Source organism: Bradyrhizobium ingae (assembly GCF_055791185.1).
In genome coordinates, this window is sequence record NZ_JBVUBB010000034.1 from 60,416 (window position 1) to 85,231 (window position 24,816).

The following is a 24,816-nucleotide window of genomic DNA, read 5'->3' on the forward strand; positions in this document are numbered from 1 at the left end:
GCTCCAACTGGCGATTCCCCATGAAAATCAAATTCTCCCGCCGCCAATTCCTTTCCACCAGCGCCGGTGCGCTCGGCGCGATCGCGATGCCCTATGTGTCGCGCGCGGCCGACCGGCCGCTGATCACCCATGGCGTTCAGTCCGGTGACGTCACGGTCGACGGCGGCGTGGTCTGGGCACGCGCCGATCGTCCCTCGCAGATGCTGGTCGAGGTGGCGACGACGGATAGCTTCAAGGATGCCCGCACGCTGCCGCCGATCGCCGCGCTGCCCGAGAGCGATTTCACCGCGAAGATGCTGGTCGAAGATCTGCCCGGCGGGCAGGACATCTTCTATCGGGTCCGCTTCCGCGATCTTTCCCATACCGCGATCGAGAGCGAGCCCGTGGTCGGCCGTTTCCGCACCGCGCCTGCGGACCGCCGCGACGTCAGCTTCGTCTGGGGCGGCGACGTCGCCGGCCAGGGCTGGGGCATCAACCCCGACGACGGCGGCATGTTCACCTTCTCGGCGATGCGCAAACACCGTCCGGACTTCTTCCTGCACTCCGGCGACACGATCTATGCCGACGGTGTGATCCCGTCCGAGGTAAAACTGGCCGACGGCAAGACCTGGAAGAACGTCACCATTCCCGAAAAGGCCAAGGTCGCCGAGACGACCGACGAGTTTCGTGCCGCGCACAAATACAATTTCACCGATGACAATGTCCGCACCTTCAATGCCGAGGTGCCGATCTTCGTGCAGTGGGACGACCACGAGGTGACCAACAACTGGTCGCTGTCGAAGGACCTGCCGGCGACCTACAAGGAGCGCAACATCACGCTGCTGGCCGCGCGCGCGGCGCGCGCCTTCCACGAGATGTATCCGATGCGCGAAAGCATCGTGGAGCCCGGCCGGGTCTATCGCCAGATCTCCTACGGCCCGCATCTCGACGTCTTCATGCTGGACGAGCGCAGCTATCGCGGCCCCAACGGACCGAACCTGGAGACGGAATACGGCCCCGCGTCCTATTTCCTCGGTCCGGATCAGATGGCCTGGCTGAAGCGCGGCCTGCTCAACTCGCGCGCGACCTGGAAGGTCATCGCTTCCGACATGCCGCTCAGCATCCTCGTTTACGACGACGCTGCGAACAAGAAGGGATCGGAAGCCTTCGCCCAGGGCGACGGCCCGGTGCGCGGCAGAGAGTTCGAGATCGCCGACCTCCTGCGCTTCATCAAGACGGCGCCGATCAGGAACACGGTGTGGCTGACCGCGGACGTGCACTACACGGCCGCGCACTACTACGATCCCAACAAGGCGCAGTTCCAGGACTTCGAGCCGTTCTGGGAATTCGTTTCGGGTCCGCTGCATGCAGGCACGTACGGACCGGGCGAGATGGACAACACGTTCGGCCCCGATGTGCGTTTCGTCAAAGCGCCGGGCCTCGACAAGCAGAACCTGCCGCCGTCGGCCGGCATGCAGTTCTTCGGCCACGTCAAGATCGACGGCGCAAGCGGCCAGATGACCGTGACCCTGCGCGACCGCGCCGACGTCGCGCTGTGGTCGACGACGCTCGATCCGAAGCTTGCTTAGAGCACATTGTTACATGGAGGCACGCGTGCGCAGCGCGGCCTCCATGGCATCGCTCGAGCAGGGCTTTTGCAACCGCGGCACGTCCGCGAATTCGGGCGGAATTCGCGTTTCGGCACCGTAGCCGGTGACGAAGACGAACGGGATTTTCAGCGCGACCAGGCGCTCGGCAATCGCAAAGCTCTTCTCACGCACCAGCTCGACATCAAGCAGCGCGAAGCCCGGCGTGCGGTCGATGATCGCATCCAGCGCACGCGCCACGGATGCGACCGTCCGCACGCGCTTCACGCCGAAGCCGAGCAGGCGATCTTCGAAATCGATTGCGATGATGGGGTCATCTTCAACGATCAGCACGTCGGCGGGGATATCGGGACCGTCGAATGAGGCGCGTTGCATGATCTCGTCGAATACGGGCCGCATGGTTTTTTCCAACCAGAATGGTTCCAACCCGATGCCTGCGCCCCGCGCATCGGTGTTCCAGGAACGAAACCCACCACATCATCGTTTCTTCGTCTGTCCACTTGTGCACACAAGTCGCCCATGGAACCAGCTAGTATCAGGGGGAGATCGGAGCACCGGGGATGGATGCGCGAAGCAGCAATACGGCCGAGATTGCGAGCCGGCCCTACAATAATCTGCTGCGGCGATTGAACCAGGCCGACTACGCGCTGATCGCGCCGCACCTGGCAACCGAGGCAGCATCGGCGAACGAGCTGCTCTATAATCCCGGCGACGACGTCGAGGTCGTGCACTTTCCCTGCGGGCCGTCGCTTGCGACCTTCCTTGTCCCCAACGAGGATGGCCGCGACGTGGAGACGATTCTGGTCGGCCGCGAAGGCGCCGTCGGAGGCATTGTCAGCGAGGGCTATCTGCCGGCCTATACGCGGATCGTCGTGAAGTTCGGCGGGCCGTTCGCGCGCATCCATATCGGCAAGCTCGAGGCCGCCAAGCGGAGTTCGCAGTCGCTGCGCAACATCTTTGCGCGCTATGCCGATTGCATGCTCGCGCAGATCTTCCAGTCGACGGCCTGCAACGCCATCCACTCGATCGAGCAGCGCACGGCCAAATGGATCCTGGCTGCGATGGAGCGCACTGACGGCGACGACAGCGTGCCGCTCACCCACGAGCAGCTCGCCACCCTGCTCGGCGTCGGGCGCAGCTATGCCAGCCGTGTCATCCAGTCATTCAAGGCGCAAGGGGTGATCGAGACGCGCCGTGGCTCGATCCTGGTGCGCAACCGCGATGGCCTGAAATTGCGGGCCTGCCTGTGCAACGAGGCGGTCAAAGACCATTTCGAGGAGGTGCTGCGCGGGGTCTATCCGACGGAGAAGGCCGATGGCGGCGCAGGATAATCTTCCTCCTCCCCTTGCGGAGCAGCCCTCTCCCGCAGGCAGGAGAAGAGGGCACAACGACACGCAAAGGCCCTAAGCCCCGGGGATTCCCGGACAAAATTCAATCAACCAACGCGCAAAGAACACATTGTTTTTTGGCGTTTTTTGCCTATATTGCGCTGCAAACGCGTTGAGGTGCCCGGCTCTGATGGCCGGGTTTCCTTTTTGGGCGGAAAGCGCCCGTTTCTCAGGTTTCCAGCGTTGTTTCGAAAGAGGTCCCGGTCTGACCGGCGAGATCGCGCTAACCCATTGTTCGAACGCAAAGAAGCTCACTCATGAACCTTCGTAACGTCGCCATCATCGCCCACGTCGACCACGGCAAGACGACCCTGGTCGACCGCCTCCTGCAGCAATCCGGTACCTTCCGCGAGAACCAGAAGGTGACCGAACGCGCCATGGACTCCAACGACCTGGAGCGTGAGCGCGGCATCACCATCCTGGCCAAGGCGGCCTCGGTGCAGTGGAAAGACACCCGCGTCAACATCGTCGACACCCCCGGCCACGCCGATTTCGGCGGCGAGGTCGAGCGCATCCTGAACATGGTGGACGGCGCTCTGGTGCTGGTGGACGCCGCCGAGGGTCCGCTGCCGCAGACCAAATTCGTGGTCTCCAAGGCGCTCAAGGTCGGCCTGAAGCCGATCGTCGTCATCAACAAGGTCGACCGCCCCGACGCGCGCCCGACCGAAGTCATCAACGAGGTGTTCGACCTGTTCGCGGCGCTCGACGCCAGCGAGGAGCAGCTCGACTTCCCGATCCTCTACGGGTCGGCCAAGCAGGGCTGGATGGCCGAGAGCCCGGAGGGTCCGAAGGACAAGGGCATGGAGCCGCTGTTCGACCTGATCCTGCGCCATGTCGCGCCGCCGCAGGTCGAGGAAGGCCCGTTCAAGATGATCGGCACCATCCTGGAGGCCAACCCCTATCTCGGCCGCATCATCACCGGCCGCATCTCCTCCGGCGTGCTCAAGCCGAACCAGCAGGTGAAGGTGCTCAATGCCGACGGCAAGCTGGTCGAGTCCGGGCGTATCACCAAGATCCTGGCGTTCCGCGGTCTCGAGCGCACGCCGCTCGATGAAGCCGAAGCCGGCGACATCGTTGCGATTGCGGGCCTGACCAAGGGCACCGTCGCCGACACCTTCTGCGATCCGACCGTCGAGGTGCCGCTGCCGGCGCAGCCGATCGATCCGCCGACCGTGTCGATGTCGTTCATCGTCAACAACTCCCCGCTCGCCGGCACCGAAGGCGACAAGGTGACGAGCCGCATGATCCGCGACCGTCTGCTCCGTGAAGCCGAAGGCAACGTCGCGCTGCGCGTGGTCGAAGCCGCCGACAAGGATGCGATGGAAGTGTCGGGCCGCGGCGAATTGCAGCTCGCGATCCTGATCGAGACCATGCGCCGCGAAGGTTTCGAGCTCTCGGTGTCGCGTCCGCGCGTCGTGTACCAGAAGGACGAGGCGACCGGCGCCACCATGGAGCCGATCGAGGAAGTCGTCATCGACGTCGACGAGGAGCATTCCGGTGTCGTCGTGCAGAAGATGAGCGAGCGCAAGGCGGAACTGATCGAGATGAAACCCTCGGGCGGCAATCGTCAGCGCCTGGTGTTCTACGCGCCGACCCGCGGCCTGATCGGCTACCAGGGCGAGCTGCTCACCGACACCCGCGGCACCGCGATCATGAACCGCCTGTTCCACGGCTATGCCCCGTACAAGGGCGAGATCCAGGGCCGTCGCAACGGCGTGCTGATCTCCAACGACCAGGGCGACGCGGTGGCCTACGCCATGTTCAAGCTGGAAGATCGCGGCCCGATGATGATCGAGCCGGGCTGGAAGGTGTATCGCGGCATGATCGTCGGCGAGCATACCCGCGACAACGATCTCGAGATCAACGTGCTCAAGGGCAAGCAGCTCACCAACATCCGCACCACGTCAAAGGACGAGGCGGTGCGCCTGACCCCGCCGATCCGGATGACGCTGGAAAAGGCGCTCGCCTATATCGAGGACGACGAGCTCGTCGAGGTGACGCCGAAGTCGATCCGACTGCGCAAGAAGCACCTCGATCCGAACGAGCGCAAACGCGCGGAGAAGGCCAAGGAAGCGGTGGCGTAAGCCACCGTCTCATGCCCCGGACGCGGCGCAGCGCGATAGCGGTGCGACGCTGAACCGGGGCCCAGCCGCTCGCGCCGCGCTTGCTTGCCCTCTTGGGTCCCGGCTCTGCACCGCAGCGCAAGGGCGCTGCAGTGCGTCCGGGACACGATAGCTGCATACCTGTCTGCCTTCAGCACACCCGGCGAACGTGCTAGAGCCCACCCATGACCTCCCTCCCCTCCTCCGTCGACGTCGCGATCATCGGCGCTGGCGCCGCCGGCCTTGGCGCCGCACATGGGCTGAAGAATTCCGCGCTTTCGGTGATCGTGCTGGAGGCCCGCGACCGGCTCGGCGGCCGCGCCTGGACGGTGCAGGCCTCGCCTGAGGTGACGTTTGACGTCGGCTGCGGCTGGCTGCATTCGGCAGACAAGAACTCCTTCGTTCCGATCGCGCAGCAGCTCAATTTCGAAATCAACAAGGACCTGCCGCCTTGGCGCGAGCGCGCCTATGGCAACGCATTTCCGCAGGCCGAGCGCGACGATTTCATGCGCGCGATCGACGCGTTCTATGAGCGCCTCTGGGAGGCCGCCCAGAAGGGAGACGACGCGCCCGCGAGTCAAAGCCTAGAATCCGGCAATCGCTGGAATCCGATGATCGATGCGATCTCGACCTACATCAACGGCTGCGAACTCAGGGACATGTCGACGCTGGACTGGGATGCCTATGAGGACAGCAACCTCAACTGGCGCATTCGCCGCGGCTATGGCGCGCTGATCGCTGCCTATGGCGCGCCCTGCCCCGTGGCGCTGAACTGCAACGTCACGCTGATCGATCATTCGGCAAAGCGCATCCGCCTCGAAACCTCCCTGGGCAAGCTTGATGCGGCAAAGGCGATCGTCACCGTGCCGACCAATTTGATCGCAGATGAAGCAATCCGCTTTGTCCCCGCATTGCCCGGCAAGCTCGACGCCGCCGGCGGCCTGCCGCTCGGGGTCGACGACAAGGTGACGCTGGCGCTGGACGATGCCGAAGCATTTCCGAAGGAAGCCAACTTGCGCGGCGCCACCATGCGCACCGCGATGGGCACTTATCATATCCGCCCGTTCGGCCAGCCCTGCATCGAGGGTTTCTTCGGCGGCAGCTTTGCGCGCGAACTTGAAGATGCCGGCGACGGCGCCATTGCCGCAGAGAGCATCACGAGATCGCCGGCCTCCTCGGCAACGACATCCGCCGGAAGCTGAAGCCGCTCGCAGAGTCCCGCTGGGCAAAAGATCCGTTCGCCCGCGGCGCCTATTCGCACGCACTGCCCGGCCACGCCGGCGATCGCGCCGTGCTGGCGGCGCCGGTCGATGGGCGATTGTTCTTCGCGGGAGAGGCAACGTCGCCGAATTTCTTCACGACCGCCCACGGGGCGCGGGATAGCGGGGAACGGGCAGCGCAAGAAGTGCTGGCGGCGGCTGGGAAGCGGTAGCAACTCCGTCATTGCGACGGGTACTATTCAATCACCCGCGCGCGCAAATCCGCGTCCGGCACGAAACACGCGTCGTACTTGCCGAAAATGCGGTAGCGGTTGCGCGCGACGAGATTGTAGATCGCGTTGCGCAGCGGCTTGGGTACGGCGAAGAGCGTGTGCACCCAGCCCCAGCCGGGGAGCAGCGACAGCACGGTCAGCGCGGCGTCCGATTTCATGTACACGTCGCCGCCGTGGACGACGGCATTGGTGTCGGGATCATCGGGATCGATGCCGAAGGTCTGTGCGAGCTTCGTTCCGTACTGCGACTGAATCGGCGTGAACCGGAATCGCCTCGTCGTATCGCGCGCCGCGACGAAGCGGACCCAGCGCGAGCAGAAGATGCAGACGCCGTCGAACAGGATCACGTCGTCGTCGGGCCATTGGGGCATCAGCGATTATCCAGCGTGAGCAGTGCGACCAGCATGAGCACAATCGCCGGCCCTGTCTTCACCAATGCGCCGAGCGGCTCGATCCAGAGGTCGGGCGTGAGGATCGCCGCGCCAGACATGTAGCCGAGCGAGACCATGATGCCCGCGACGAGCCCGACGGCCGCCGTGCGTCGGAACGCAATGAGCACGCCGATGCTCATGTCCATCAGACTGGTGCCGACGGTAATGGGACCGACCAGCGCGGGCGGGAAGTTGTGCGCGCTCAGGATACCGGCTGCCGCGCGATAAGATACGAACAGCGCAATGAAGCCGGAGACGAGCCAGAATGCGACCAGGCTTGCGAAGATCAGCGCCTTGACCAGGAACAGCCGGGCAAACCATTTGTCCTGGATGGTCGCGGGATGGCGCCCGATCGTCTCTGCCAACGTCTTCGGCGCGATGCCCGTGGCCACGATCCAATGCTGCGGGTCGCCCGTTAGGCCGCGGCGCAGTTCGGCGATCGCAGTCGAGCGTATCGGCGGCATCCAGCCGAGAAGGCTGGCGAGACCGCCGAGCTTCGCGCCGAGATCGAGCAGGACTGCCGGCATCGCGAAATGCGGCCAGCCGGCAGTGCCGAAGGCGATGCGGAATTGCTTGATGACACCAGCCATCGTGACAGGCTCCGCCTGCATCAAATCCCAGCTCACGGCTTTCACGGCGGGATCGTCGATGTCGCGCACCGCGAGCCAGGCGATCGTGGCGGCGATATCGCAGGCGGCGACAGGCTGGAACGGCGTCGCCACCTCCTTAGCGGGCAGGTCGAGTGGCAAGGCCGCGAGCGCACGCAGCATTGCGCTGCCGCCATAGGCCGACGGCGCGACCACGAAGCCGGGGCGCAGGATCGCGTAAGGAATGCCGGAAGAGCCGATCAGGCGCTCGGCCTCGCGCTTGGTGGTGGCAAAGGCGGTGAGATCTTCATTGGCCGCGCCGGGGATCGAGATGTGCACCAGCCGGATCGCGTGACCGCTCGCGCCAATCGCCCGCAACAGGCGCGCGACGAAATCACGATGCACCGCATTGGTGTCGCTGCCGGGGCCGTCCTGGAGCACGCCGAGGCAATTGACGACCACATCGACCGCATGCTCGTTCAGAAGCCGCGTCAGCGCCGCCGCATCGAGGTTGAGGATCGGCAGCTCGATGTCGAGCGCGCTCATCTTCTGCGCCGGCGACAGCCGTCGCGCCACGCCGATGACTCGAAAGCCGCGGGAGCGGAGATCGTCGGTGACGAAACGGCCGATCAGGCCGGAGGCTCCCAGCAGGAGAATATTGCGTATCACTTCACCCATCGCGTCACTCAAAACGGCTTTGCGATCATCAGCCAGAGGATCAGCATCGTCGCACCGAAGCCGGGGAAGCCGAAGGCGAACCAGCGGCGGAACAGCACAAAATAGCGCGGCGGCAACGCAGCGCGCTGCTGGGCCGCCTTGCGCGCGAGATCGCGCATCTCGATCTGCATGAACACCACGGGCACCCAGAACAGCCCGGCGATGGCATAGAGCGCCAGCGAAGCGAGCAGCCAGCGCTCCGTGAACGCCGTCGCCGAGAGCATCATCAATAGTCCGCCCGTGACCGGCTGGAGGATGACGGCCGAGAGCGTGAACAGAGCGTCCGCAGTCACGACGACAGAGGCGGTGCGCGCGATGAACTCGGCGTCCTGGCTGCGATGCGCCATCAGCATGAAGAATGCGATGCCGCTACCGGTGCCGAGAATCACGATGGCGCCGAGCACATGAAGATATTTGATCAGGAAATACAGCGTCATGGCTTTTTGGCTGCGACCGGCTTTGGCGATTTCAGCGCACGCTCAATCTCGGCGCTGGCGACTTTGACGCCGGCTTCAGTCTCGATCATCCAATGGCCCTCGCTGCCCACGGCAGGCAGCGCGCGGAAATCGACCTTGCCACCACCGCTGCGAAACGCATCGGCCAATTGCCGCGATAATGCGGGCGCGAAATAGCTGTCGTTGGCCGCAACCAGCCACATGACGGGCACGCGCGCCGCCTTGCCGAATTCGCCTGCCGCCGCCTGAAGCGCATGCGGCGCGCAGACCTGGTTCGGAAAGTCGTTGGCGTGGCCGCCGCGCCCAGGCGCGAAGGCGATGACGGCACCAACCGTCGCGGGGTCGGCGTTGGCGAGCGCCAGCGCGCCCCACCCGCCAGCGGAATGACCGAGCACCACGGCGCCATCCTTGCGGACGAAATCCTGTGTCCGCAAAAATTCCAGCGCAATTGCGATTTCCTCGGCCGTGGCACGGCCCGAGCGCGCATAGTCAGCCTCGTCGCAGCCGCCCTGGTCCTCAACATAGCGGCCGCCGGTTGCGCCATGGCCGAGCCGTTCCGGCACCAGCACGGCGAAGCCGCGCGCGACCAGGAACGCGGCCAGCGCGCGGTACTCCGGCTGCGGCATTTGCGCACGACGCAGAACGTTTTGCGTCGAGGCATGCGCGATCAGCGCGAGGCGGAACGGGCCATCGCCGGCCGGGCGAAAGAGCAGAGCGCGCGCCGCGACGCTCGGGTCGGACGTCGGCACGCGCCACTCCTGCCGGCGAAACGGTTCGCTTTCGGCACCCGCAGCGCCCAACGCGCTCTGAGCGCGCGCGGGCGACGCCGCCAGCATAGCGAGCAAACAAAGGGCAACGACGAGCTCCAGGGACCGCATAAATTACCGGGCGCGGATTCGAACAGCGGAGGACCAGAGTAGCTGGAACGAATCATCCTGGGCGGACTTTTCTGCGTGGCCACCAAGCAGGCCTTTGTCACAAAGCAGTTTTGCACCGGTACGCGGCAGGACAATGCCGTTCAAGGTGGCGCCCTGTCCTCTTTCGGTACAACACGGCCAGGAAACTGATGCAGAAAGTCCACAGGTTAACCGATAATTAACGATGGCTCTTGCCGCCGGCCCGGCGACTTGGTTTGATCGCGCCCATGAGCACAACCCTGATCGAGGTCCGGCCGGCCAAAGCTGCAGACGCAACTGCGGTGGCGTCTACTCATGACGAAGCCTGGCGTTCAGCCTATCAGGGCATCATCCCCGGCGCCGAGCTGGAAAAGCTGATCAACCGCCGCGGCCCGCAATGGTGGGACAGTGCGATCCGCAAGGGCAGCCGTGTCAGCGTGCTGGTGTTCGGAGACAAGATCGCAGGCTATGCGAATTACGGCCGCAACCGTGCCCGCAGCCTTCACTTCGACGGTGAAATCTACGAGCTTTACCTGCGTCCGGAATTCCAGGGGCTTGGCTTCGGCCGACGCCTGTTCGCCGCCGCCCGCCGCGACCTGGTGCAGAGCAATCTGAAGAGCATGGTGGTCTGGGCGCTGTCCGACAACGATCCGGCCACGGAATTTTACCGGGCGCTGGGTGGCCGCATGGTGGCGCGCTCCTCGGAGCGGTTCGGGCCCAAATCGCTCGACAAGGTCGCTTTCGCCTGGACCAACTGACCTGCCGTCATTCGGGCAGGCCATACTTCCTTCCGCCGATACCGTTTGCCCATTTGCGCCGGTAGAACCGGGGTTCATCATTTCGCGAAAAGTCGATGGATCGGCGTGCCAAGCCCGCGTATGACAGCGCCAAATCGCTGCCGGGCGAGATCAATTTCGGCAAAACACGGAGCCTTTTATGCGTATCGATGCGGTCTCGATCGGGACCAAAGCGCCAAACGAAGTCAACGTCATCATCGAAGTGCCGGTCGGCGGCGAGCCGATCAAGTACGAGATGGACAAGGAAGCCGGCACGCTGGTGGTCGACCGCTTCCTCTATACTCCGATGCGCTACCCCGGCAATTACGGCTTCATCCCGCACACGCTGTCGGATGACGGCGACCCCTGCGACGTGCTCATCGTCAACACCCGCGCCATCATCCCCGGAGCCGTCATGAGCGTGCGCCCGGTCGGCGTGCTGTTCATGGAGGACGAGGCCGGCGGCGACGAGAAGATCTTGGCGGTGCCGTCGTCGAAGCTCACGCAGCGCTACGACAAGGTCAAAGCCTATAGCGACCTGCCCGACATCACACTGCAGCAGATCCAGCACTTCTTCGAGCACTACAAGGATCTCGAGAAGGGCAAATGGGTGAAGATCCTGCGCTGGGGTGGCCCGGAGGAAGCGCACAAGCTGATCCTCGAAGGCATCGAGCGCGCGAAGAAGAAGTAACCTTCACTGTCGTTCCGGGGCGCGCGATAGCGCGAACCCGGAACCTCGAGATTCCGGGTTCGATGCTAGCGCATCGCCCCGGAATGACGAACCTCTTACACCGCCGGCTTCGGCAGGCCGGCGATCGCGCAGGCAGCACGCAGCGTGTTGACCAGCAGGCACGCCACCGTCATCTGGCCGACGCCGCCCGGCACCGGCGTGACCGCGCCGGCGACATCAAGGGCTTCCTGATAGGCGACATCGCCGACGAGACGCGTTTTGCCGTCTTCTTTCGGGATACGATTGATGCCGACGTCGATCACGGTCGCACCCGGCTTCAGCCAGTCACCGCGGACCATCTCCGCCTTGCCGACGGCGGCGTAGACGAGATCTGCCCGCCTGACGAGCCCAGGCAGATCGCGCGAGCGCGAATGCGCAATCGTCACCGTGGCGTTCTCGTTCAGCAGCAACTGCACCAGCGGACGGCCGACGAGGTTGGAGCGGCCGATGACGATGGCGTTCAAGCCTTCGAGCGAGGCGTGCACGCTCTTGGTCAGGATGATGCAGCCGAGCGGCGTGCAGGGCGACAGCGCCTGAAAACCGCCGGCGAGCCGGCCGGCATTGTTCGGATGGAGTCCGTCGACATCCTTGGCAGGATCGATGGCGTTGATCACGGCCTCGGTGTTGAGGCCCTTGGGCAGCGGCAACTGTACCAGGATGCCATGCACGGCGGGATCGCGATTGAGTTTTGCGACCAGCGCCAGCAAATCTCCTTGCGAGACGTCGGCCGGCAGCTTGTGCTCGAACGAGGCCATGCCGGCAGCTTGGGTCTGGGTGTGCTTGGAGCGGACATAGACTTCGCTGGCGGGATCGCTGCCGACCAGCACGACCGCGAGCCCCGGCACCAGATCGTGCTCGCGCTTGACGCGGGCGACCTCGTCCGCGACGCGGGCCCGGAGCTCCGCGGCAATGACTTTTCCATCGATGATCTTTGCCGTCATGTCCTAATCCTTGTCCGTCGATTTGGCCGCGGCGAGCCGGCGCAGCGCCTCGCCAAGGCGCACCGGGTCGCCGTCGACCGCAATCTGCTTCAGCCGCGAGGTGGCACCCGAGAGCAGCCGCACGCTCGCCTTTGGTACGCCGAGCGATTTCGCCAACAGCTGCAAAACGGCACGGTTGGCCTCGCCGCCATCGGCAATCGCCCGCACCCGCACCTTGAGCACACAGCGGCCGTCGGAGAGTGCCTCGATGCCGTCAATGTCGTCGCGGCCGCCGCGCGGCGTCACCCGCAGCGCGATACTGATACCCGAGGTGGAATAGCGCCAAGGTTCTCTGGAGGGCGTTGTCGAGACCAAGGCCCTGCTTCGCCTAAATCACGTTCGGGTAGATGTAGTACATGATCACCCGCTCGAGGAACATGATGATCAGAATCAGGATGATCGGCGAGATGTCGATGCCGCCGAGATTGGGCAGGAAATTGCGAATCGGCGCCAGCACCGGCTCGGTGATGCGGTACAGGAACTCGGCCACCGCCGAGACGAACTGGTTGCGGGTGTTCACCACGTTGAAGGCGATCAGCCAGGACAGGATCGCGGAGGCGATCAGCAGCCAGACGTAGAGATCGAGCACGATGATGACGATGTCGAGAACGGCACGCATGGCTGGGAAAACTCTGGTTCCGGTCGGGATTGACGCCTTTTGCTAGATATCGGTTCCCCCCGGCCCAAACAAGGGAAGTCCCGGCTCGCACGGGGCTAAAACCGGGTCATGCCCGTCCTTGACTTGACCTTGGCGGGGACTTAAATGGCGCCCGGTTGTCGGCCGCGTTTACCAGAGCGGCCAGCAAACGGGGCCATAGCTCAGCTGGGAGAGCGCGTCGTTCGCAATGACGAGGTCGGCGGTTCGATCCCGCCTGGCTCCACCAGCCTTCGCTCGCTTCGCGAGCTACGGCTCGGCAAGCCAGCTCCGCTCCATCGTAGCGAAGCTAGCGAAGGCTGCCGCGGCGTAGCCCGAAGGGCGAAGCCGGGCCTCGGCAAAACTTCGACCTAAGATATTATCCGCTTCGCGAGCTTCGGCTCGGCAAGCCCGTTCCGTTCCATCGTAGCGAAGTGAGCGAAGGCTGCCGCGCCAAAGCCCGAAGGGCGACGGCGGGCTTGATCCGCAATCTTTGATCTTCGAGCTCCGCCACGATCACTCGGCCGCTTGCGCCATGACCGGCCTGCGCGCCAGCCAGCCATCGATGAAATTCTTCAGCCAGGCACGCTCCGTGACGTCATAGACGGCGCGGTCTGCGAAATGATGGTGGCGGGCGCACGCGCCGGGCGCACTCAGGCCGTCATAGCCGCGCGTGGTCCAGCGATGCATCATCGCGTAGGTCACGTCGGGATGAAACTGGAAGCCGAATGCATTGCCGGCACAGAACGCCTGCACCGGAAAATCGTCACCCTCCGCGAGCAGCTCCGCGCCGGCAGGCAGCTCAAAGCCCTCGCGGTGCCAGTGATAGACCTTGCCCGGCCAGTCCGGGCACAGCGCGTGTCCGGCCGCAGTCGGACGAATCGGATAGTAGCCGATCTGGGTGAGCGCATCGGGATGCGGCGCGACGCGGGCTCCTAACTGCATCGCGAGCATCTGCGCACCCAAGCAGATGCCGAGAAACGGGCGCTGCTCGCGCAGCGGAATTTCGATCCAGTCGATCTCGCGGCGGATGTAGTCGTCGCCATCATTGGCGCTCATCGGGCCGCCGAAAAACACGCTGCCTGCGTGATGCTCGAGCGTCTGCGGCAAGGGGTCGCCGAAGCGCGGCCGGCGAATGTCGAGGCGATGACCGAGCGCGCGCAAGGCGTTGCCGACCCGGCCTGGCGTCGAGGATTCCTGATGCAGGACGATCAGAACAGGCAGCGGCGGCCTTGGGTCGGCGGCGGCGTCTGGCGCCCTTCTCCTGAAGGGGACCACCTCCGCACCACCAAGCCTGTCCGTCCGGAACGACATTGCCCTTGTCGAAAGCTATCGGTTCAGACCGCCAGCATAACTAAGCGATCGTTAATTTCGTGTGAGTTTGCGCACACGCTGAGCTGAAGAAGACAAAGCAAGTGCCGGGCCAAGATCGGCTTTTGTTCTTTCTGGAGCATGATCTCCGGGCAAACGCGGTCCCCGTTGTCGCGAGGGAAAACCGCGTCACACTTTGCGCTAACGCGGCCCTTCGGATCCGGATCATGCTCTAGCGCCGGCGCCTCTGAAACCTGCCGACAGCCGCCAAAATGAATCCGCGCGGGAAGAAGCGCAGCAGGAACGGCACGATCTTGATGCCGAGACCAGGCAATACCGCCCGTTTATTAGCCATCAGCCCACGATAGGCGGCGCGCGCAACATCAGCGGGGGAGACGTCAAGAACCGCGGAATCGATCCCCGGGGTAAAGCCGGCGCGGGTCTGAAACTCGGTCGCCACGGGACCCGGACAAAGTACGGTGACGCGGACGCCGCGCGGGCCGAGCTCGCCGCGCAACGCCTCGGTGAAGGAGATGACGTAGGCCTTGGAGGCATAATAAACGGCCATGCCGGGGCCGGGCAGGAAGCCCGCGACCGAGCCGACGTTGAGGATGCCGCCCTTGTTCTTGACGAGCTGATCCGCGAAACGCAGCGACAGATCGGTCAGGGCGCGGATGTTGACGTCGATGACGCCGAGCTGCGCGGCGCGATCGCATTCGATCGCATCGCCGAACACCCCGAAGCCGGCATTGTTGACGAGATGGTCAAGCTCGACATCGGCGGCGGCCAGAGCCGCCGCGATCTTCTCGCCCGCACCTGGCTCCTCCAGATCGCAGGCGATCACGATCGGCGTCTTGCCGCCCTTGGCTGCGATCTCGCTGGCCAATGCACCAAGCCGGTCGGCGCGACGCGCCGACAAGGCGAGGCGGTGACCGTTCGCGGCAAACACGCGCGCCAGCTCCGTGCCTATGCCCGCCGAGGCACCGGTAATCAGCGTCACACGCTCAGTCACGATCGACGTCTCTTCAATGCAAGCGAAATTGGGGCGACAACCCAGGGACGAGAGCATACGGCGCGTGCGCGATGCAAGCCGCCCGCCGGCCTCGCGATGGGTGGCGGGGATGAGGGATGACGAAAAAGCCGTAGATTTGCAGGGGTATTCCGCGAAGCTGCGATCGCCGGATACATTAAAGTTTCGTCATGTGGCCGGCGCTGACCTCGCTGCCGACGCGTTCAAGTACTGGCGACGCCATCCTCGACCTGACCGGTGCGGCGGCTCGCGATGAGATGCTTGAGCTCGATCCGGTCGCGCTGTGACACGCCGAGCAGATCGGATGCGCGCCAGACGACGTTGTCCTCGAACTCGGTCACCTGGCCATCGGCATAGACCACCTCCCACATCATCTCGACGATGCGCTTGCGGCCCTCTTCATTGAGCGAGCGCATGATGATGCTGGTAAAGTGATAGAGATCGACTGCCTCGCCCTCGACCTGCGTCGCGGAGGCGATCAGGCGGTCCGCGGTGCCGCGATCCAGCGAGAAATGGCTTTCGATCAGGCTGTGCAACTTGCGCCGTTCCGCTTCCGTCGGCTCGCCATCGAGCGAGATCACATGGATCAGCAGCGCGGTCGCCGCCAGGCGATAGTCGCTGTCGCCGAAGGCGCGGTCCCGCGCCTCGGGGGCGACGATGTCCGCAATGAATTGGCGCAGTCCGTCCAGCATGAAATCCCGCCGCATTGGTTGGCGCCGCAACGGCGGCCTCTCCTCATTATATGAGCGGGAAATTCGCACGGCGCAATGCGCGCTTATGCCCGGTGCTGCATTACGTTTCGGCAATTATGTTCCGCATCCTCCGTCAATGGCCTGGCCATGGCCGTCTGAAGGACGGCGTCGCTTCCGCTCTCCTGTGCCCGGGCATGACGACCGAGGGCATGGCGCACATATGCCTCCACATCGTCATTGCGAGCGAAACGAAGCAATCCAGGATTCATCCGCGGAAGCAGTCTGGATTGCTTCGTCGCTTCGCTCCTCGCAATGACGGAAATTGTGGCAGCTATACCTCACCGCTCACGGCAGCTCGTACACCACCATCTTGTCGGCGATGCCGCGGAGCGCGGCCTGCTTCTGGATCGGCTTGATCGACCACTGCTCCAGGATCCTGGCAACCGCCGGCGCGTCCAGCACGGGACCGGTGATGTGGATTTCCTGGGCCATCGACACGCTCTGCACGCGCGCGGCAATGTTGACGGTCCGGCCGAAATAGTCCTGCCGCTCGTTGAGCATGACCGCAAGACATGGCCCCTCATGAATGCCGATCTTGAGAACGAGATCTTGGGAGCCGCGCTTCCTGTTCAATTCCTCCATTGCGGAACGCATGCGCAAGCCGGCCATGAGCGCGTCCTCCGGCTTGACGAACGTCGCCATCACGGCATCGCCGATCGTCTTCACCACCGCGCCCTTCTCGGAGGCGATGATCTCGAGCACGGCATGGAAATGCGCGCGCACGAGGTCGAAGGCGGCCAGATCCCCGACGCGCTCATAGAGCGCGGTCGAGCCCTTGAGGTCCGTGAACAGGAAGGTCAGCGAGGTGATCTGCAGGCGCTGGTCGATATTGAGATTGTCGGCCTTGAAGACATCGCGAAAGGTCTGGTTGGACAGCATCCGCTTGGCGGTCAGGAACGGCTTGCGCTTGCCGATCAGGTGATGCAGCGCCTCGGCCGCAATGAACACGGTCGGCAGCACGCGCACGCCGGCCTGATTGTCCAGCGACAGCCGCAAGGGCCCGGGCCGCAAGGTCGTCGTCCCCGTCGGCGCCTGGACCTTGTTGTACATGATCGCGAGCTGCTGACGCTCCTTGGTCGGCTCGCCCTGGACATCGATGAAATGCGCGGCATGCGTCACCGGCTCGAACACGATGACGAAATCGTTCGGAAGCTGGAGCGACATCGTCGCCTTTTCGCCGGCCGGAATCTCGAGCGTGTCGAGCGTGACCTCATCGGCGAGGGTCGCGAACGACTCCTTGTTGAAGTCGATGCCGGAGCTCCAGAAAATCTGCTTGAAATAGTCCCACACCGACAGCGAATCGGGGTCGTGAGCCGCGATGCGCCGGACGCGCGGACTGACGGTGAAGGAGACCTCGACCGCCTCGTCGACGGACGCCTTGTAGCCGCAGGCGCAAAGCGCGCAGTGATAATCGTCGGGCCGCAGCGCCTTCAGCGTCGTGTGCGCGCCGAGCACGCCGCCGCACCCCGGGCACAAGACGTTCCAGCTCAGGTCAAACAGTCCGAGCCGCGCCGAATGCAGGAAGGCGGAGATGACCCGCTCCTCATCGAAGCCATGCTGCCGGGAGAAATCGATGGCGTTGATGCGGTTGAGCTCGTGATCTTCGCCGCGATCGATCAGCCGCTCGATCTGGTCGACCACCTTGGGCTCGGCGGTTTGCTTGAGAACCGAAAACTGGGCGTGAATGTCACTCATGTCGCCTCATCTAATGTGCCGGCGCAGCGATCCCAAGCAGCGGGCTCGTCACCGTGGCGTGATACGGAACATGGGAGAATGGTCCGGCTGCGTCGTCACGACGCCGACCGGAATGACGGGTCCGGTGTCGACCAGCTCGACACGGAATTCGCCGATCAGCCGGGCCAGGGCCAGCACCGACTCGGCTTGCGCGAAAGGCGCACCGATGCAGACCCGCGGGCCGGCGCCGAACGGCAGATAGGCGAAGCGATCGGGCGGGGTCGCCGACATGAAGCGCTTGGGGATGAAGGCGTTGGGCTGGTCCCAGAGCTTTTCGTGCCGGTGCAGAAGCCACGGCGCGATCATGATGATATCGCCCTTTTCGATCTCGACTCCCGCCGCGTTGTCCTTGTCGAGCGCCGCGCGCGCGATCAGGAAGGCCGGCGGATAGAGCCGCATGGTCTCCTCGATCACGGCGCGGGTGAATTTCTGCCGGTCGATATCGGCGATGCTGTCGAGGTGCTCGCCGCGAGTCTCGGACGCGACTTCCTCCTGAGTCTCACGATCGAGCGCCAGGAGATAGAGCGCCCATGACAGCGCCGTCGCGGTCGTCTCGTGACCGGCGAGGATCATGGTCGCGACCTCGTCGACGAGCTGGGCGTCCGAAAAGCCCTTGCCGGTTTCGGGATCGCGCGCTTCGTCCATGAGGTCGAAGAGATCGCGCGGCGGCGCGCCCTCCTTCTTGCCGGCGGCGCGCCGCTCGGCAATCAGCATCGCGACGAACGCGGTCCAGCGCTTGCGGAAACGGGCGCGCGCAAAATCCATCGGGCTCGGCCAGGACACCGGCAGCAGCATGTCGAGGAAATACGGCCGGCCCAGGCGGTGGCCGTATTCCATGACAAAGTTGCGCAAGGTCGCGCCGTGCTTGTCCATGCCGAACGAGAACATCGTGCGACCGGCGATCTCGAGCGTCATCCGCTGCATGATCTCGCGGAGGTCGAGGACCTCATTGGACTTGGTCTTGAGCTTGACGATGGTCTCGTCGAGCACCGCGGTCATGTGCGGGACGAGGTTGGCGGTGGCGTGCGGCGTGAAGGCAGGCGCCAGCGTTCGACGCTGGTGCCGCCACGGCTGGCCTTCCGCGATCAGCAGACCCTGCCCGAGCACCGGACGCAGCATCCGGATGCCGGCCGGCGTGCGCGTATAATTCTCGTAGTTGGTGAGCAGGATGTGCCGGATCGCGTCCGGCTGGTTGAGGATGAAGCTGTTGTGGAGGAAGAAGCGGCCCTTGACGACGTCTTCCTCATAGGCGCGCTGTCCCCACGTCGCGATCATGTTCTTGCGGATCACCGCAACGCGGCGGAGAAACGACATGCCCTCCGGCGCGCGCGGCGGGGCCGGCGGAATGATGGGCCGGCGCACCTGAGCGACATTCATGGGCTCTCTCCCCGCATATCCGCCACACCCAAAGAGCTAGTAAGTCAGCTCGGCAATCGCAATCCTGTTCTCGGCGGCCGGCCAGGCCCTGGCCACGATCCGTTCTTCGTTGAACTCGGCCACGATGTTACGCCCGACATCTGTGGCGGGAAGCCGCAGGGTTGCTGCCGTATCCGTTGGCACACCTGGCTTGACGTCGGCGGGCTCCTTGCCGTCGAACAGCAGGATGTCGCGCGGCAGGCCGAAATAACCGCGCGGCCGCGACAGAATCAGGACTGCACCGGCCCCGGCGTCGGGCGGCCCGAGCGGGCGCGCCGCGCGCAGATGCACCACGTCCGACGAGCGCGGAAAGGGCGAGCGGTAGATATGCGTCGTGGGCGCGGCTGGCGAGGTCAGGACGAACTCGAGCGACCAGGTCGGGTCAAGCTGCGCCGGCCCCCAGCGGCCATCGGCGGCGGTTGTCGAGCTATGCACCGCGCCGCCCTGGCGCTCGCCGTTTGCGGGATCGACGCGAAATATCTCGACGGTGGCACCCTCCACGGGACGATTGGTCGGCACGCCATCTGGCGTTCCCATCACCACGCCGCTCAACTTGACGCTGCTCTCCGGCGTGATCGCGATGCGGTCCGGCTCGCGTGCCGCGATGAACTTGTAGATCTCGCGGAAGGCGCGCGGATGAAACGCGACTTCACGATGATCGAGCGCGCCGAGCACGAGGTTGGTGGCGCCCTTCAGCTCCGGGCCTTCGGCGGTGACATTGGTGGGCACACCCGGCTTGCCGATAAAGCGACCATCGGCCTGCGCATATTTGTCCATGCCGTCGCTGCGCAGGGTGAGGAAGGCCGTTCCCGGCGTTACCTCGCTCTCGCCCTCGTTCAGGCCGCGCAGGAACGCGCCGCGCCCATTGAACTCGTTGCCAAGCGCATCATCGGTAGCCCAGACACCGTGATTGGGCGTGCCGCACAGCACGGCATGGCTGACATCACCGGCTCCGCCGTTCTTGATGACGTTGCGGATGGCGTTGCCGCCGCGCGAGCTGCCGACCAGCGCGACGCGCGCAGCGCCAGTACGGCGCTTCAAGTCGGCGATCGCAGCGGCGAGCTCGCGACGCTGATCTTCGATCGAGGAGCGGTTGGGCTGTTCGACGCTGTCGACATCCCGCGCATTGGGATCGGTGAAATTGATCGCCTGCATGCGCTCGCGCGCAATGCCATTCGATTCCATGCGCCACAGTGTGGTCATCCAGAGCGCGCCGTAGTCGCCGTTGCCGTGCACGAACAGGATCGGCGGCACCTCGGCGGCGGCTGGCGCTGCGGCGGTGGCCTGCGCCAATGCGGACGTCCGCAAGCTCGCAACCGCGAAAGGCAGGGCGCTGACGCCCTGCAAGATTGTCCGTCGCGATAGTTTCATTTGTTCCTCCCCGGCAAACCATTTCGTTGCACCGCTTATAGCCGTCTAACCACTGGACAGCGAAGGACTTTCACAGGCATCACTTGGCCAGCAGGAATCGCCGAACCATTTCTCGCAAGCCATTTGGAAGGGGATATGACCGAGCAGCCGAAACGCCAGAAATTTGCCAATGACGGCATCACCGCACCCCTGCGGTATACCGTATTCCGGCGCATCTGGCTCGCCAGCCTGCTCTCCAATCTCGGGCTGCTGATTCAGGGCGTGGGCGCAGCCTGGGCGATGACGCAGATGGCGGCCTCGGCCGACAAGGTCGCGCTGGTGCAGACCGCGCTGATGCTGCCGATCATGCTGATCTCGATGCCGGCCGGCGCCATCGCCGATATGTATGACCGCCGCGTCGTCACCCTGGTCTCGCTCGCGATCGCGCTGACCGGCGCGTCCGCGCTCACGATCCTGGCCGGCCTCCAGCTCGTCACGCCGGAAACGCTGCTCGCCTTCTGCTTCGTCGTCGGCAGCGGCAACGCATTGTTCGGACCGGCCTGGCAATCCTCGGTCAGCGAGCAGGTGCCGCCCGAAGCATTGCCGTCCGCCGTCGCGCTGAACGGCATCAGCTACAACATCGCCCGCAGCTTCGGTCCCGCAGTCGGCGGTGTCATCGTCGCCGCGCTCGGCGCGGTGGCGGCGTTTGCCTGCAACGCGATCCTCTATCTGCCGCTGCTGGTCGTGCTGCTGCTCTGGCGGCGCTCGACCGAACCCTCGCGCCTGCCGCGAGAGAAGCTCAACCGGGCCATGGTGTCCGGCGTGCGCTACATCACCAATTCGCCGCCGATCAAGATCGTGCTGACGCGCACGCTGGTGATGGGCCTGATCGGCGGCGCGATCATGGCGCTGATGCCCTTGGTCGCGCGCGACCTCCTGCATGGCGGCGCGCAGACCTACGGCATCATGCTCGGCGCCTTCGGCATGGGCGCCGTGGTCGGCGCGCTCAACATCCACGAATTGCGCAAGCGCATGAGCGGCGAAGCGGCGATCCGCGCCTGCACGATCTCGATGGCCTTCGCGATGGGCGCGATCGCGCTCAGCAGCGAGCCGGTGCTGACCGCGGCTGCGCTGGTGCTGGCGGGCGCGGTGTGGATGGCGTCGGTGGCACTGTTCAATATCGGCGTGCAGCTCTCGGCGCCGCGCTGGGTCGCGGGACGTTCGCTCGCCGCATTCCAGGCCTCGATCTCCGGCGGCATCGCGATCGGCGCCTGGGGCTGGGGCCACCTCACCGATTATGCCGGCGTCGAGACGGCGCTGCTGACGGCCGCCGGCCTGATGCTGCTTTCGCCACTGCTCGGCTTGTGGCTGGCAATGCCGCGCGTCGGCGCGCGCAACGAGGACGCCGAGGTGCTCGCCGATCCCGAGGTGAGGCTGTCATTGACCGGGCGCAGCGGTCCCCTGGTGGTCGAGATCGAATATCGCGTGGGGCAGGAGAACGCGCGCGCCTTCCACAATGTGATGCAGGACGTGCAGCTCTCAAGGCAGCGCAACGGCGCCTATGGCTGGTCGATCGCGCGCGACATCGCCGATCCCGAATTGTGGACCGAGCGCTACCACTGTCCGACCTGGCTCGATTACCTCCGCCAGCGCAACCGCTCGACCCAGTCCGAACGCGCGCTGCATCAGCAGGCGATCGATTTTCACATCGGACCCGAGCCGGTGCGGATTCGCCGCATGCTCGAACGCCCGTTCGGCTCGGTGCGCTGGAAGGAAGAGACGCCGGACCGCAGCAGCGGCGAGGTGCTGCCGGTGGTCGCGACCGCGGCGGGGAGCAGCACGTAGTTTTCATCGAAGTCGCAGCCCGAATTTAATTCCGTCATTCCGGGGCGCCGCAAGGCGCGAGCCCGGAATGACGACAGAGATTACTGCCCGTGCTCGGTCAACACCTTGTCGCAGGCCTTGCCGAGGCGGGTGCGATTTTGCTTGAGGCAGGCGAGCACGGCCGAATCGCCATTGTTCATCACCGAACGGCAGAAGCGCGAGACGTCACGGGCGCAGGCATCGTGGCCCGGCTGCTGCTGCGCCGATGCACCCGATGCGATCAGGGCCAGGGGAAGAATCAAAAGAAATCTGCTCATCGCGCAATGCCTCATACCCGAAACGATAGGCCGGCGAAGCTAGAGCGATGGTTCCCGCGCTGCAACGGCTTTGTTGATGCGCCGCGCCGGCAGCGCTTGTCTCAGCGCGCGCTCTCCTGGGCGTCGGCGACCTTGCGCGACGGCGCCTTGGCGAGATCCCTGTCCATCACGGCCCGGCAGCCGGGACTGAGATCGGCGCGGTGCTTGATCATGCAGGCAGTGATTGCGGGGATGTTGGGGATTTCCGACGAACACAGGCGGAAGGCATCGCCGGTGCACATCTGCTGCGCCTCGGCGGTGTAGGCAAAGCTTGTCGTCGAGGACAGGATCGAGACAAACGCGGCAAAACCCAGCGCCAGGCTGGCGTCGCGGATCTTGGACGAAGACGAGGTGGTCATTTGAGGCTCCCATCGGCGCCGCCGTCGGGCGGGCCATCGTTAACGAAAAGCTACGATGCCCCGGCAAAACCGTTTGCACTGTGATGACGGTCACGACCGGCCCGCCGATTGTGACACCGGTCACTTTGGCGCACCCCGCTGAAATTCCACCGCAACCGCTGTCGCGTTGGTGTCACGTTAACTGTTCCTTCGCATTAATGGGGCGGCGCGGAGAGAAACCGCTGGTTTGGTTGCGTATTTGGAAAGAGTAGCGATGCGTAATGCGTTAGGCCTGATAGCGGCCAGTGTGATTGCGGCGGTCGTGATCGCCGGAGGTTGGTTTTTCTATTCCTCGCGCGCCGAACAGGCCGCTCCCCAGACAATGGCTGCCCGCGCGTCGGAGCCTCTCCCGGCCTCGGCGAAGCTAGCCGCCAGGGATGATGTCGAGACGACGGCGGCATTGTCCGGCAGGCAGGTCGCGGCTGCGGCCGCACCGCCCGTGCCTGCTCCGGCAGCGCCCATGCCGGTCCAGCAGAAATCGACCTGCGCCAATCCGAACGCGCTGGGGGTTGCCCGCGTGGTCGAGATCGACACCACCGGCGGACCCGGATTTGGCTTCGAGCATTTCAAGCAGTTCGACTTCCTCACCGACAAGGAGGTCGTGCTGACCTTCGATGACGGTCCGTGGCCGAACAACACGCCCGCAGTGCTGAAGGCGCTCGCCGACGAATGCACCAAGGGCCTGTTCTTCGCGGTCGGCAAGCATGCGACCTACCATCCCGAGATCCTGCGCCAGGTGCTGGCCCAGGGCCACACGGTCGGCACGCACACCTGGTCGCACGTCAACCTCAACAGCAAGAAGATGACGGAGCAACAGGCCAAGGACGAGGTCGAGAAGGGCTTTAGCGCGGTGAAGTTCGCGCTCGGCACCAATCCGGCGCCGTTCTTCCGCTTCCCGCAGCTTCAGCACAATCCGGCGATCGTGAGCTATTTCGGCACGCGCAACGTCGCGATGTTCTCGACCGATCTCGACTCCTTCGACTTCCGGAAGGAAAGCACGCCGGACAAGATCGTCAGCAACGTGATGACCAAGCTCGACAAGCTCGGCAAGGGCATCATCCTGATGCACGACTTCCAGAAGCACACCGCGGAAGCCTTGCCGACGCTGCTCGCACGCCTGAAGGCCGGCGGCTACAAGGTCGTGCAGATCAAGGCCAAGACGACGTTCGAGACGCTGCCGGAATATGACGAGGCCCTGCTCAAGGAGCTGAAGGTGCCGACGTCGAGCGCGCGCCCGATCTCGAGCGTGGTGCAGACCGTTTCGCAGTAACGACAAACCAATCCGCTTCGACAGTTCATGATGGCCGGGCTTCCCGGCCATCATCGTTTTTGGCTACCAATAAATGCCGTGGCGATGCAGCTCGCCGATGATGCGGCCTGCGGTCCAGTATGGCCTGCGCCTGGGCTTGTCGGCCTTCGCCGCGGTCTTGCTCGAAGCTACAGGCGTCTGCGTCGTCGCGGGCGCTGAGCCCGTGGTCGCCGCGGGTGCCGTGGACACGGCCGCCGGCCGGTCGACATATTTCGGAGCATCCGCGGGCTTGGAGGCCTGCGGGGCCGCGGTGGTCGTGGCTTGCGGCGCGGCCGGATCATCGGCGGACGCGAGCGTGAGCCCACGCGAACCGGCGGCCTGCGCGGACGCGGAGGCGAGAACCATGGCGGCAACCAGAACGATCTTGCGCATGTGCGTGTCTCCCGTGTGAGCCTGACGGGAAGCTAGGACAAGTCGGCCTGGCGTTACGTGACATCGATCACGCAAGTTGCCGGCTTGCCCGGCCGAAGCCAGCGAAAGCTGGTGCCGCAAGAGGGACTCGAACCCCCGACCCCGTCATTACGAATGACGTGCTCTACCAACTGAGCTATTGCGGCGGACC

General features: G+C 64.7%; 24 protein-coding genes, 2 tRNA genes and 1 pseudogene. 9 read left to right on the forward strand and 18 right to left on the reverse strand.

Going from position 1 to position 24,816, the window contains the following annotated elements; translation table 11 throughout:
* The first annotated feature begins 20 nt into the window (after window positions 1–20).
* On the forward strand, window positions 21–1,568 hold the full coding sequence (locus ACV1FX_RS33125; RefSeq protein WP_473121744.1) for an alkaline phosphatase D family protein: 1,548 nt from the start codon (window positions 21–23) through the stop codon (window positions 1,566–1,568).
* Between the two features lie 9 nt (window positions 1,569–1,577).
* Here ACV1FX_RS33125 and ACV1FX_RS33130 read toward each other — a convergent pair whose 3' ends face one another.
* The gene (locus tag ACV1FX_RS33130; RefSeq protein WP_473121745.1) at window positions 1,578–1,985 is read right to left on the reverse strand and encodes a response regulator; all 408 of its coding nucleotides are present in this window, start codon (window positions 1,983–1,985) and stop codon (window positions 1,578–1,580) included.
* Window positions 1,986–2,146: 161 nt separating this feature from the next.
* On the opposite strand from ACV1FX_RS33130, the gene ACV1FX_RS33135 reads away from it, so the two are divergent.
* From ACV1FX_RS33135 to ACV1FX_RS33145, 3 genes and pseudogenes are all read left to right on the forward strand, one after another.
* Window positions 2,147–2,917, forward strand: a complete 771-nt coding sequence (locus tag ACV1FX_RS33135; RefSeq protein ID WP_473121746.1) for a Crp/Fnr family transcriptional regulator — start codon at window positions 2,147–2,149, stop codon at window positions 2,915–2,917.
* A 314-nt stretch (window positions 2,918–3,231) separates the two neighbouring features.
* The gene (gene typA / locus ACV1FX_RS33140) at window positions 3,232–5,058 is read left to right on the forward strand and encodes a translational GTPase TypA (protein ID WP_473121747.1); all 1,827 of its coding nucleotides are present in this window, start codon (window positions 3,232–3,234) and stop codon (window positions 5,056–5,058) included.
* A 203-nt stretch (window positions 5,059–5,261) separates the two neighbouring features.
* A pseudogene (locus ACV1FX_RS33145) lies at window positions 5,262–6,508 on the forward strand (flavin monoamine oxidase family protein).
* A 23-nt stretch (window positions 6,509–6,531) separates the two neighbouring features.
* Here ACV1FX_RS33145 and ACV1FX_RS33150 read toward each other — a convergent pair.
* From ACV1FX_RS33150 to ACV1FX_RS33165, 4 genes are read right to left on the reverse strand one after another with little or no spacing between them, the layout of a single operon-like run.
* Window positions 6,532–6,939 carry a thiol-disulfide oxidoreductase DCC family protein gene (locus ACV1FX_RS33150; protein ID WP_473121748.1) on the reverse strand — a complete coding sequence of 136 codons (408 nt, stop codon included), beginning with the start codon at window positions 6,937–6,939 and terminating at the stop codon, window positions 6,532–6,534.
* Window positions 6,939–8,264, reverse strand: a complete 1,326-nt coding sequence (locus ACV1FX_RS33155; RefSeq protein ID WP_473121749.1) for an SDR family oxidoreductase — start codon at window positions 8,262–8,264, stop codon at window positions 6,939–6,941. Before ACV1FX_RS33155 ends, ACV1FX_RS33150 begins: the two co-directional genes overlap by 1 nt.
* Window positions 8,265–8,272: 8 nt before the next feature.
* Window positions 8,273–8,740 carry a DUF2269 family protein gene (locus tag ACV1FX_RS33160; RefSeq protein ID WP_473121750.1) on the reverse strand — a complete coding sequence of 156 codons (468 nt, stop codon included), beginning with the start codon at window positions 8,738–8,740 and terminating at the stop codon, window positions 8,273–8,275.
* Window positions 8,737–9,636: a dienelactone hydrolase family protein gene (locus tag ACV1FX_RS33165; protein ID WP_473121751.1), complete on the reverse strand. Its 900-nt coding sequence runs from the start codon at window positions 9,634–9,636 to the stop codon at window positions 8,737–8,739. The genes ACV1FX_RS33160 and ACV1FX_RS33165 overlap by 4 nt, the downstream gene beginning before the upstream one ends.
* 266 nt (window positions 9,637–9,902) lie before the next feature.
* On the opposite strand from ACV1FX_RS33165, the gene ACV1FX_RS33170 reads away from it, so the two are divergent.
* Together ACV1FX_RS33170 and ppa are read left to right on the forward strand one after the other, a co-directional pair.
* Window positions 9,903–10,412 carry a GNAT family N-acetyltransferase gene (locus tag ACV1FX_RS33170; protein WP_211387995.1) on the forward strand — a complete coding sequence of 170 codons (510 nt, stop codon included), beginning with the start codon at window positions 9,903–9,905 and terminating at the stop codon, window positions 10,410–10,412.
* Window positions 10,413–10,590: 178 nt separating this feature from the next.
* Window positions 10,591–11,121 carry an inorganic diphosphatase gene (gene ppa / locus ACV1FX_RS33175; RefSeq protein WP_473121752.1) on the forward strand — a complete coding sequence of 177 codons (531 nt, stop codon included), beginning with the start codon at window positions 10,591–10,593 and terminating at the stop codon, window positions 11,119–11,121.
* Between the two features lie 95 nt (window positions 11,122–11,216).
* On the opposite strand, the gene ACV1FX_RS33180 is transcribed toward ppa, so the two are convergent.
* The 3 genes from ACV1FX_RS33180 to ACV1FX_RS33190 are packed head-to-tail and all read right to left on the reverse strand — an operon-like array spanning window position 11,217 to window position 12,759.
* Window positions 11,217–12,101: a bifunctional methylenetetrahydrofolate dehydrogenase/methenyltetrahydrofolate cyclohydrolase gene (locus tag ACV1FX_RS33180; protein ID WP_473121753.1), complete on the reverse strand. Its 885-nt coding sequence runs from the start codon at window positions 12,099–12,101 to the stop codon at window positions 11,217–11,219.
* A gap of 3 nt (window positions 12,102–12,104) precedes the next feature.
* Window positions 12,105–12,455 (reverse strand): DUF167 domain-containing protein, encoded by a 351-nt coding sequence (locus ACV1FX_RS33185; protein WP_473121754.1) that lies wholly within the window; start codon window positions 12,453–12,455, stop codon window positions 12,105–12,107.
* 13 nt (window positions 12,456–12,468) lie between these two features.
* Window positions 12,469–12,759: a YggT family protein gene (locus ACV1FX_RS33190; protein WP_473121755.1), complete on the reverse strand. Its 291-nt coding sequence runs from the start codon at window positions 12,757–12,759 to the stop codon at window positions 12,469–12,471.
* Between the two features lie 189 nt (window positions 12,760–12,948).
* Here ACV1FX_RS33190 and ACV1FX_RS33195 point away from each other — a divergent pair.
* Window positions 12,949–13,024, forward strand: a tRNA-Ala gene (locus ACV1FX_RS33195).
* Between the two features lie 266 nt (window positions 13,025–13,290).
* On the opposite strand, the gene ACV1FX_RS33200 is transcribed toward ACV1FX_RS33195, so the two are convergent.
* The 6 genes from ACV1FX_RS33200 to ACV1FX_RS33225 all read right to left on the reverse strand — a co-directional run bounded on the left by ACV1FX_RS33200 (window position 13,291) and on the right by ACV1FX_RS33225 (window position 20,388).
* Window positions 13,291–14,088: a glutamine amidotransferase gene (locus ACV1FX_RS33200; protein ID WP_473121756.1), complete on the reverse strand. Its 798-nt coding sequence runs from the start codon at window positions 14,086–14,088 to the stop codon at window positions 13,291–13,293.
* 229 nt (window positions 14,089–14,317) lie between these two features.
* Window positions 14,318–15,097, reverse strand: a complete 780-nt coding sequence (locus ACV1FX_RS33205; protein WP_473121757.1) for an SDR family NAD(P)-dependent oxidoreductase — start codon at window positions 15,095–15,097, stop codon at window positions 14,318–14,320.
* Between the two features lie 221 nt (window positions 15,098–15,318).
* Complete coding sequence (locus ACV1FX_RS33210) at window positions 15,319–15,807, reverse strand: tellurite resistance TerB family protein (protein WP_473121758.1); 489 nt, start codon at window positions 15,805–15,807, stop codon at window positions 15,319–15,321.
* 345 nt (window positions 15,808–16,152) lie between these two features.
* Window positions 16,153–17,562 carry a DUF5939 domain-containing protein gene (locus ACV1FX_RS33215; protein WP_473121759.1) on the reverse strand — a complete coding sequence of 470 codons (1,410 nt, stop codon included), beginning with the start codon at window positions 17,560–17,562 and terminating at the stop codon, window positions 16,153–16,155.
* Between the two features lie 48 nt (window positions 17,563–17,610).
* Window positions 17,611–18,978: a cytochrome P450 gene (locus ACV1FX_RS33220; protein WP_473121760.1), complete on the reverse strand. Its 1,368-nt coding sequence runs from the start codon at window positions 18,976–18,978 to the stop codon at window positions 17,611–17,613.
* 36 nt (window positions 18,979–19,014) lie between these two features.
* Entirely contained in the window at window positions 19,015–20,388 is a 1,374-nt protein-coding gene (locus ACV1FX_RS33225) for a hydrolase (RefSeq protein ID WP_473121761.1), read from the reverse strand.
* A 135-nt stretch (window positions 20,389–20,523) separates the two neighbouring features.
* Between ACV1FX_RS33225 and ACV1FX_RS33230 the strand changes: the two genes are divergently transcribed.
* The gene (locus ACV1FX_RS33230) at window positions 20,524–22,212 is read left to right on the forward strand and encodes an MFS transporter (protein ID WP_473121762.1); all 1,689 of its coding nucleotides are present in this window, start codon (window positions 20,524–20,526) and stop codon (window positions 22,210–22,212) included.
* Window positions 22,213–22,292: 80 nt separating this feature from the next.
* Here the strand turns inward: ACV1FX_RS33230 and ACV1FX_RS33235 are convergent, their stop codons facing one another.
* Window positions 22,293–22,508, reverse strand: a complete 216-nt coding sequence (locus ACV1FX_RS33235; RefSeq protein WP_473121763.1) for a hypothetical protein — start codon at window positions 22,506–22,508, stop codon at window positions 22,293–22,295.
* A gap of 101 nt (window positions 22,509–22,609) precedes the next feature.
* Complete coding sequence (locus ACV1FX_RS33240; protein WP_473121764.1) at window positions 22,610–22,906, reverse strand: hypothetical protein; 297 nt, start codon at window positions 22,904–22,906, stop codon at window positions 22,610–22,612.
* A gap of 253 nt (window positions 22,907–23,159) precedes the next feature.
* On the opposite strand from ACV1FX_RS33240, the gene ACV1FX_RS33245 reads away from it, so the two are divergent.
* On the forward strand, window positions 23,160–24,215 hold the full coding sequence (locus ACV1FX_RS33245) for a polysaccharide deacetylase family protein (RefSeq protein WP_473121765.1): 1,056 nt from the start codon (window positions 23,160–23,162) through the stop codon (window positions 24,213–24,215).
* A 63-nt stretch (window positions 24,216–24,278) separates the two neighbouring features.
* Here ACV1FX_RS33245 and ACV1FX_RS33250 read toward each other — a convergent pair whose 3' ends face one another.
* Both ACV1FX_RS33250 and ACV1FX_RS33255 read right to left on the reverse strand, forming a co-directional pair.
* A complete protein-coding gene (locus ACV1FX_RS33250; protein ID WP_473121766.1) occupies window positions 24,279–24,626 on the reverse strand; it encodes a hypothetical protein in 348 nt (115 codons plus the stop codon).
* A gap of 109 nt (window positions 24,627–24,735) precedes the next feature.
* Window positions 24,736–24,811 (reverse strand) — tRNA-Thr (locus tag ACV1FX_RS33255).
* Window positions 24,812–24,816: the final 5 nt, after the last annotated feature.

What these genes read in the sequence shown, in the direction of transcription:
- ACV1FX_RS33125 (WP_473121744.1), top strand. Translation starts at nt 21, where the DNA reads ATGAAAATCAAATTCTCCCGCCGCCAATTCCTTTCCACCAGCGCCGGT.
- ACV1FX_RS33130 (WP_473121745.1), bottom strand. Translation starts at nt 1,985, where the DNA reads ATGCGGCCCGTATTCGACGAGATCATGCAACGCGCCTCATTCGACGGT.
- ACV1FX_RS33135 (WP_473121746.1), top strand. Translation starts at nt 2,147, where the DNA reads ATGGATGCGCGAAGCAGCAATACGGCCGAGATTGCGAGCCGGCCCTAC.
- typA (WP_473121747.1), top strand. Translation starts at nt 3,232, where the DNA reads ATGAACCTTCGTAACGTCGCCATCATCGCCCACGTCGACCACGGCAAG.
- ACV1FX_RS33150 (WP_473121748.1), bottom strand. Translation starts at nt 6,939, where the DNA reads ATGCCCCAATGGCCCGACGACGACGTGATCCTGTTCGACGGCGTCTGC.
- ACV1FX_RS33155 (WP_473121749.1), bottom strand. Translation starts at nt 8,264, where the DNA reads ATGGGTGAAGTGATACGCAATATTCTCCTGCTGGGAGCCTCCGGCCTG.
- ACV1FX_RS33160 (WP_473121750.1), bottom strand. Translation starts at nt 8,740, where the DNA reads ATGACGCTGTATTTCCTGATCAAATATCTTCATGTGCTCGGCGCCATC.
- ACV1FX_RS33165 (WP_473121751.1), bottom strand. Translation starts at nt 9,636, where the DNA reads ATGCGGTCCCTGGAGCTCGTCGTTGCCCTTTGTTTGCTCGCTATGCTG.
- ACV1FX_RS33170 (WP_211387995.1), top strand. Translation starts at nt 9,903, where the DNA reads ATGAGCACAACCCTGATCGAGGTCCGGCCGGCCAAAGCTGCAGACGCA.
- ppa (WP_473121752.1), top strand. Translation starts at nt 10,591, where the DNA reads ATGCGTATCGATGCGGTCTCGATCGGGACCAAAGCGCCAAACGAAGTC.
- ACV1FX_RS33180 (WP_473121753.1), bottom strand. Translation starts at nt 12,101, where the DNA reads ATGACGGCAAAGATCATCGATGGAAAAGTCATTGCCGCGGAGCTCCGG.
- ACV1FX_RS33190 (WP_473121755.1), bottom strand. Translation starts at nt 12,759, where the DNA reads ATGCGTGCCGTTCTCGACATCGTCATCATCGTGCTCGATCTCTACGTC.
- ACV1FX_RS33200 (WP_473121756.1), bottom strand. Translation starts at nt 14,088, where the DNA reads ATGTCGTTCCGGACGGACAGGCTTGGTGGTGCGGAGGTGGTCCCCTTC.
- ACV1FX_RS33210 (WP_473121758.1), bottom strand. Translation starts at nt 15,807, where the DNA reads ATGCTGGACGGACTGCGCCAATTCATTGCGGACATCGTCGCCCCCGAG.
- ACV1FX_RS33215 (WP_473121759.1), bottom strand. Translation starts at nt 17,562, where the DNA reads ATGAGTGACATTCACGCCCAGTTTTCGGTTCTCAAGCAAACCGCCGAG.
- ACV1FX_RS33220 (WP_473121760.1), bottom strand. Translation starts at nt 18,978, where the DNA reads ATGAATGTCGCTCAGGTGCGCCGGCCCATCATTCCGCCGGCCCCGCCG.
- ACV1FX_RS33225 (WP_473121761.1), bottom strand. Translation starts at nt 20,388, where the DNA reads ATGAAACTATCGCGACGGACAATCTTGCAGGGCGTCAGCGCCCTGCCT.
- ACV1FX_RS33230 (WP_473121762.1), top strand. Translation starts at nt 20,524, where the DNA reads ATGACCGAGCAGCCGAAACGCCAGAAATTTGCCAATGACGGCATCACC.
- ACV1FX_RS33235 (WP_473121763.1), bottom strand. Translation starts at nt 22,508, where the DNA reads ATGAGCAGATTTCTTTTGATTCTTCCCCTGGCCCTGATCGCATCGGGT.
- ACV1FX_RS33240 (WP_473121764.1), bottom strand. Translation starts at nt 22,906, where the DNA reads ATGACCACCTCGTCTTCGTCCAAGATCCGCGACGCCAGCCTGGCGCTG.
- ACV1FX_RS33245 (WP_473121765.1), top strand. Translation starts at nt 23,160, where the DNA reads ATGCGTAATGCGTTAGGCCTGATAGCGGCCAGTGTGATTGCGGCGGTC.
- ACV1FX_RS33250 (WP_473121766.1), bottom strand. Translation starts at nt 24,626, where the DNA reads ATGCGCAAGATCGTTCTGGTTGCCGCCATGGTTCTCGCCTCCGCGTCC.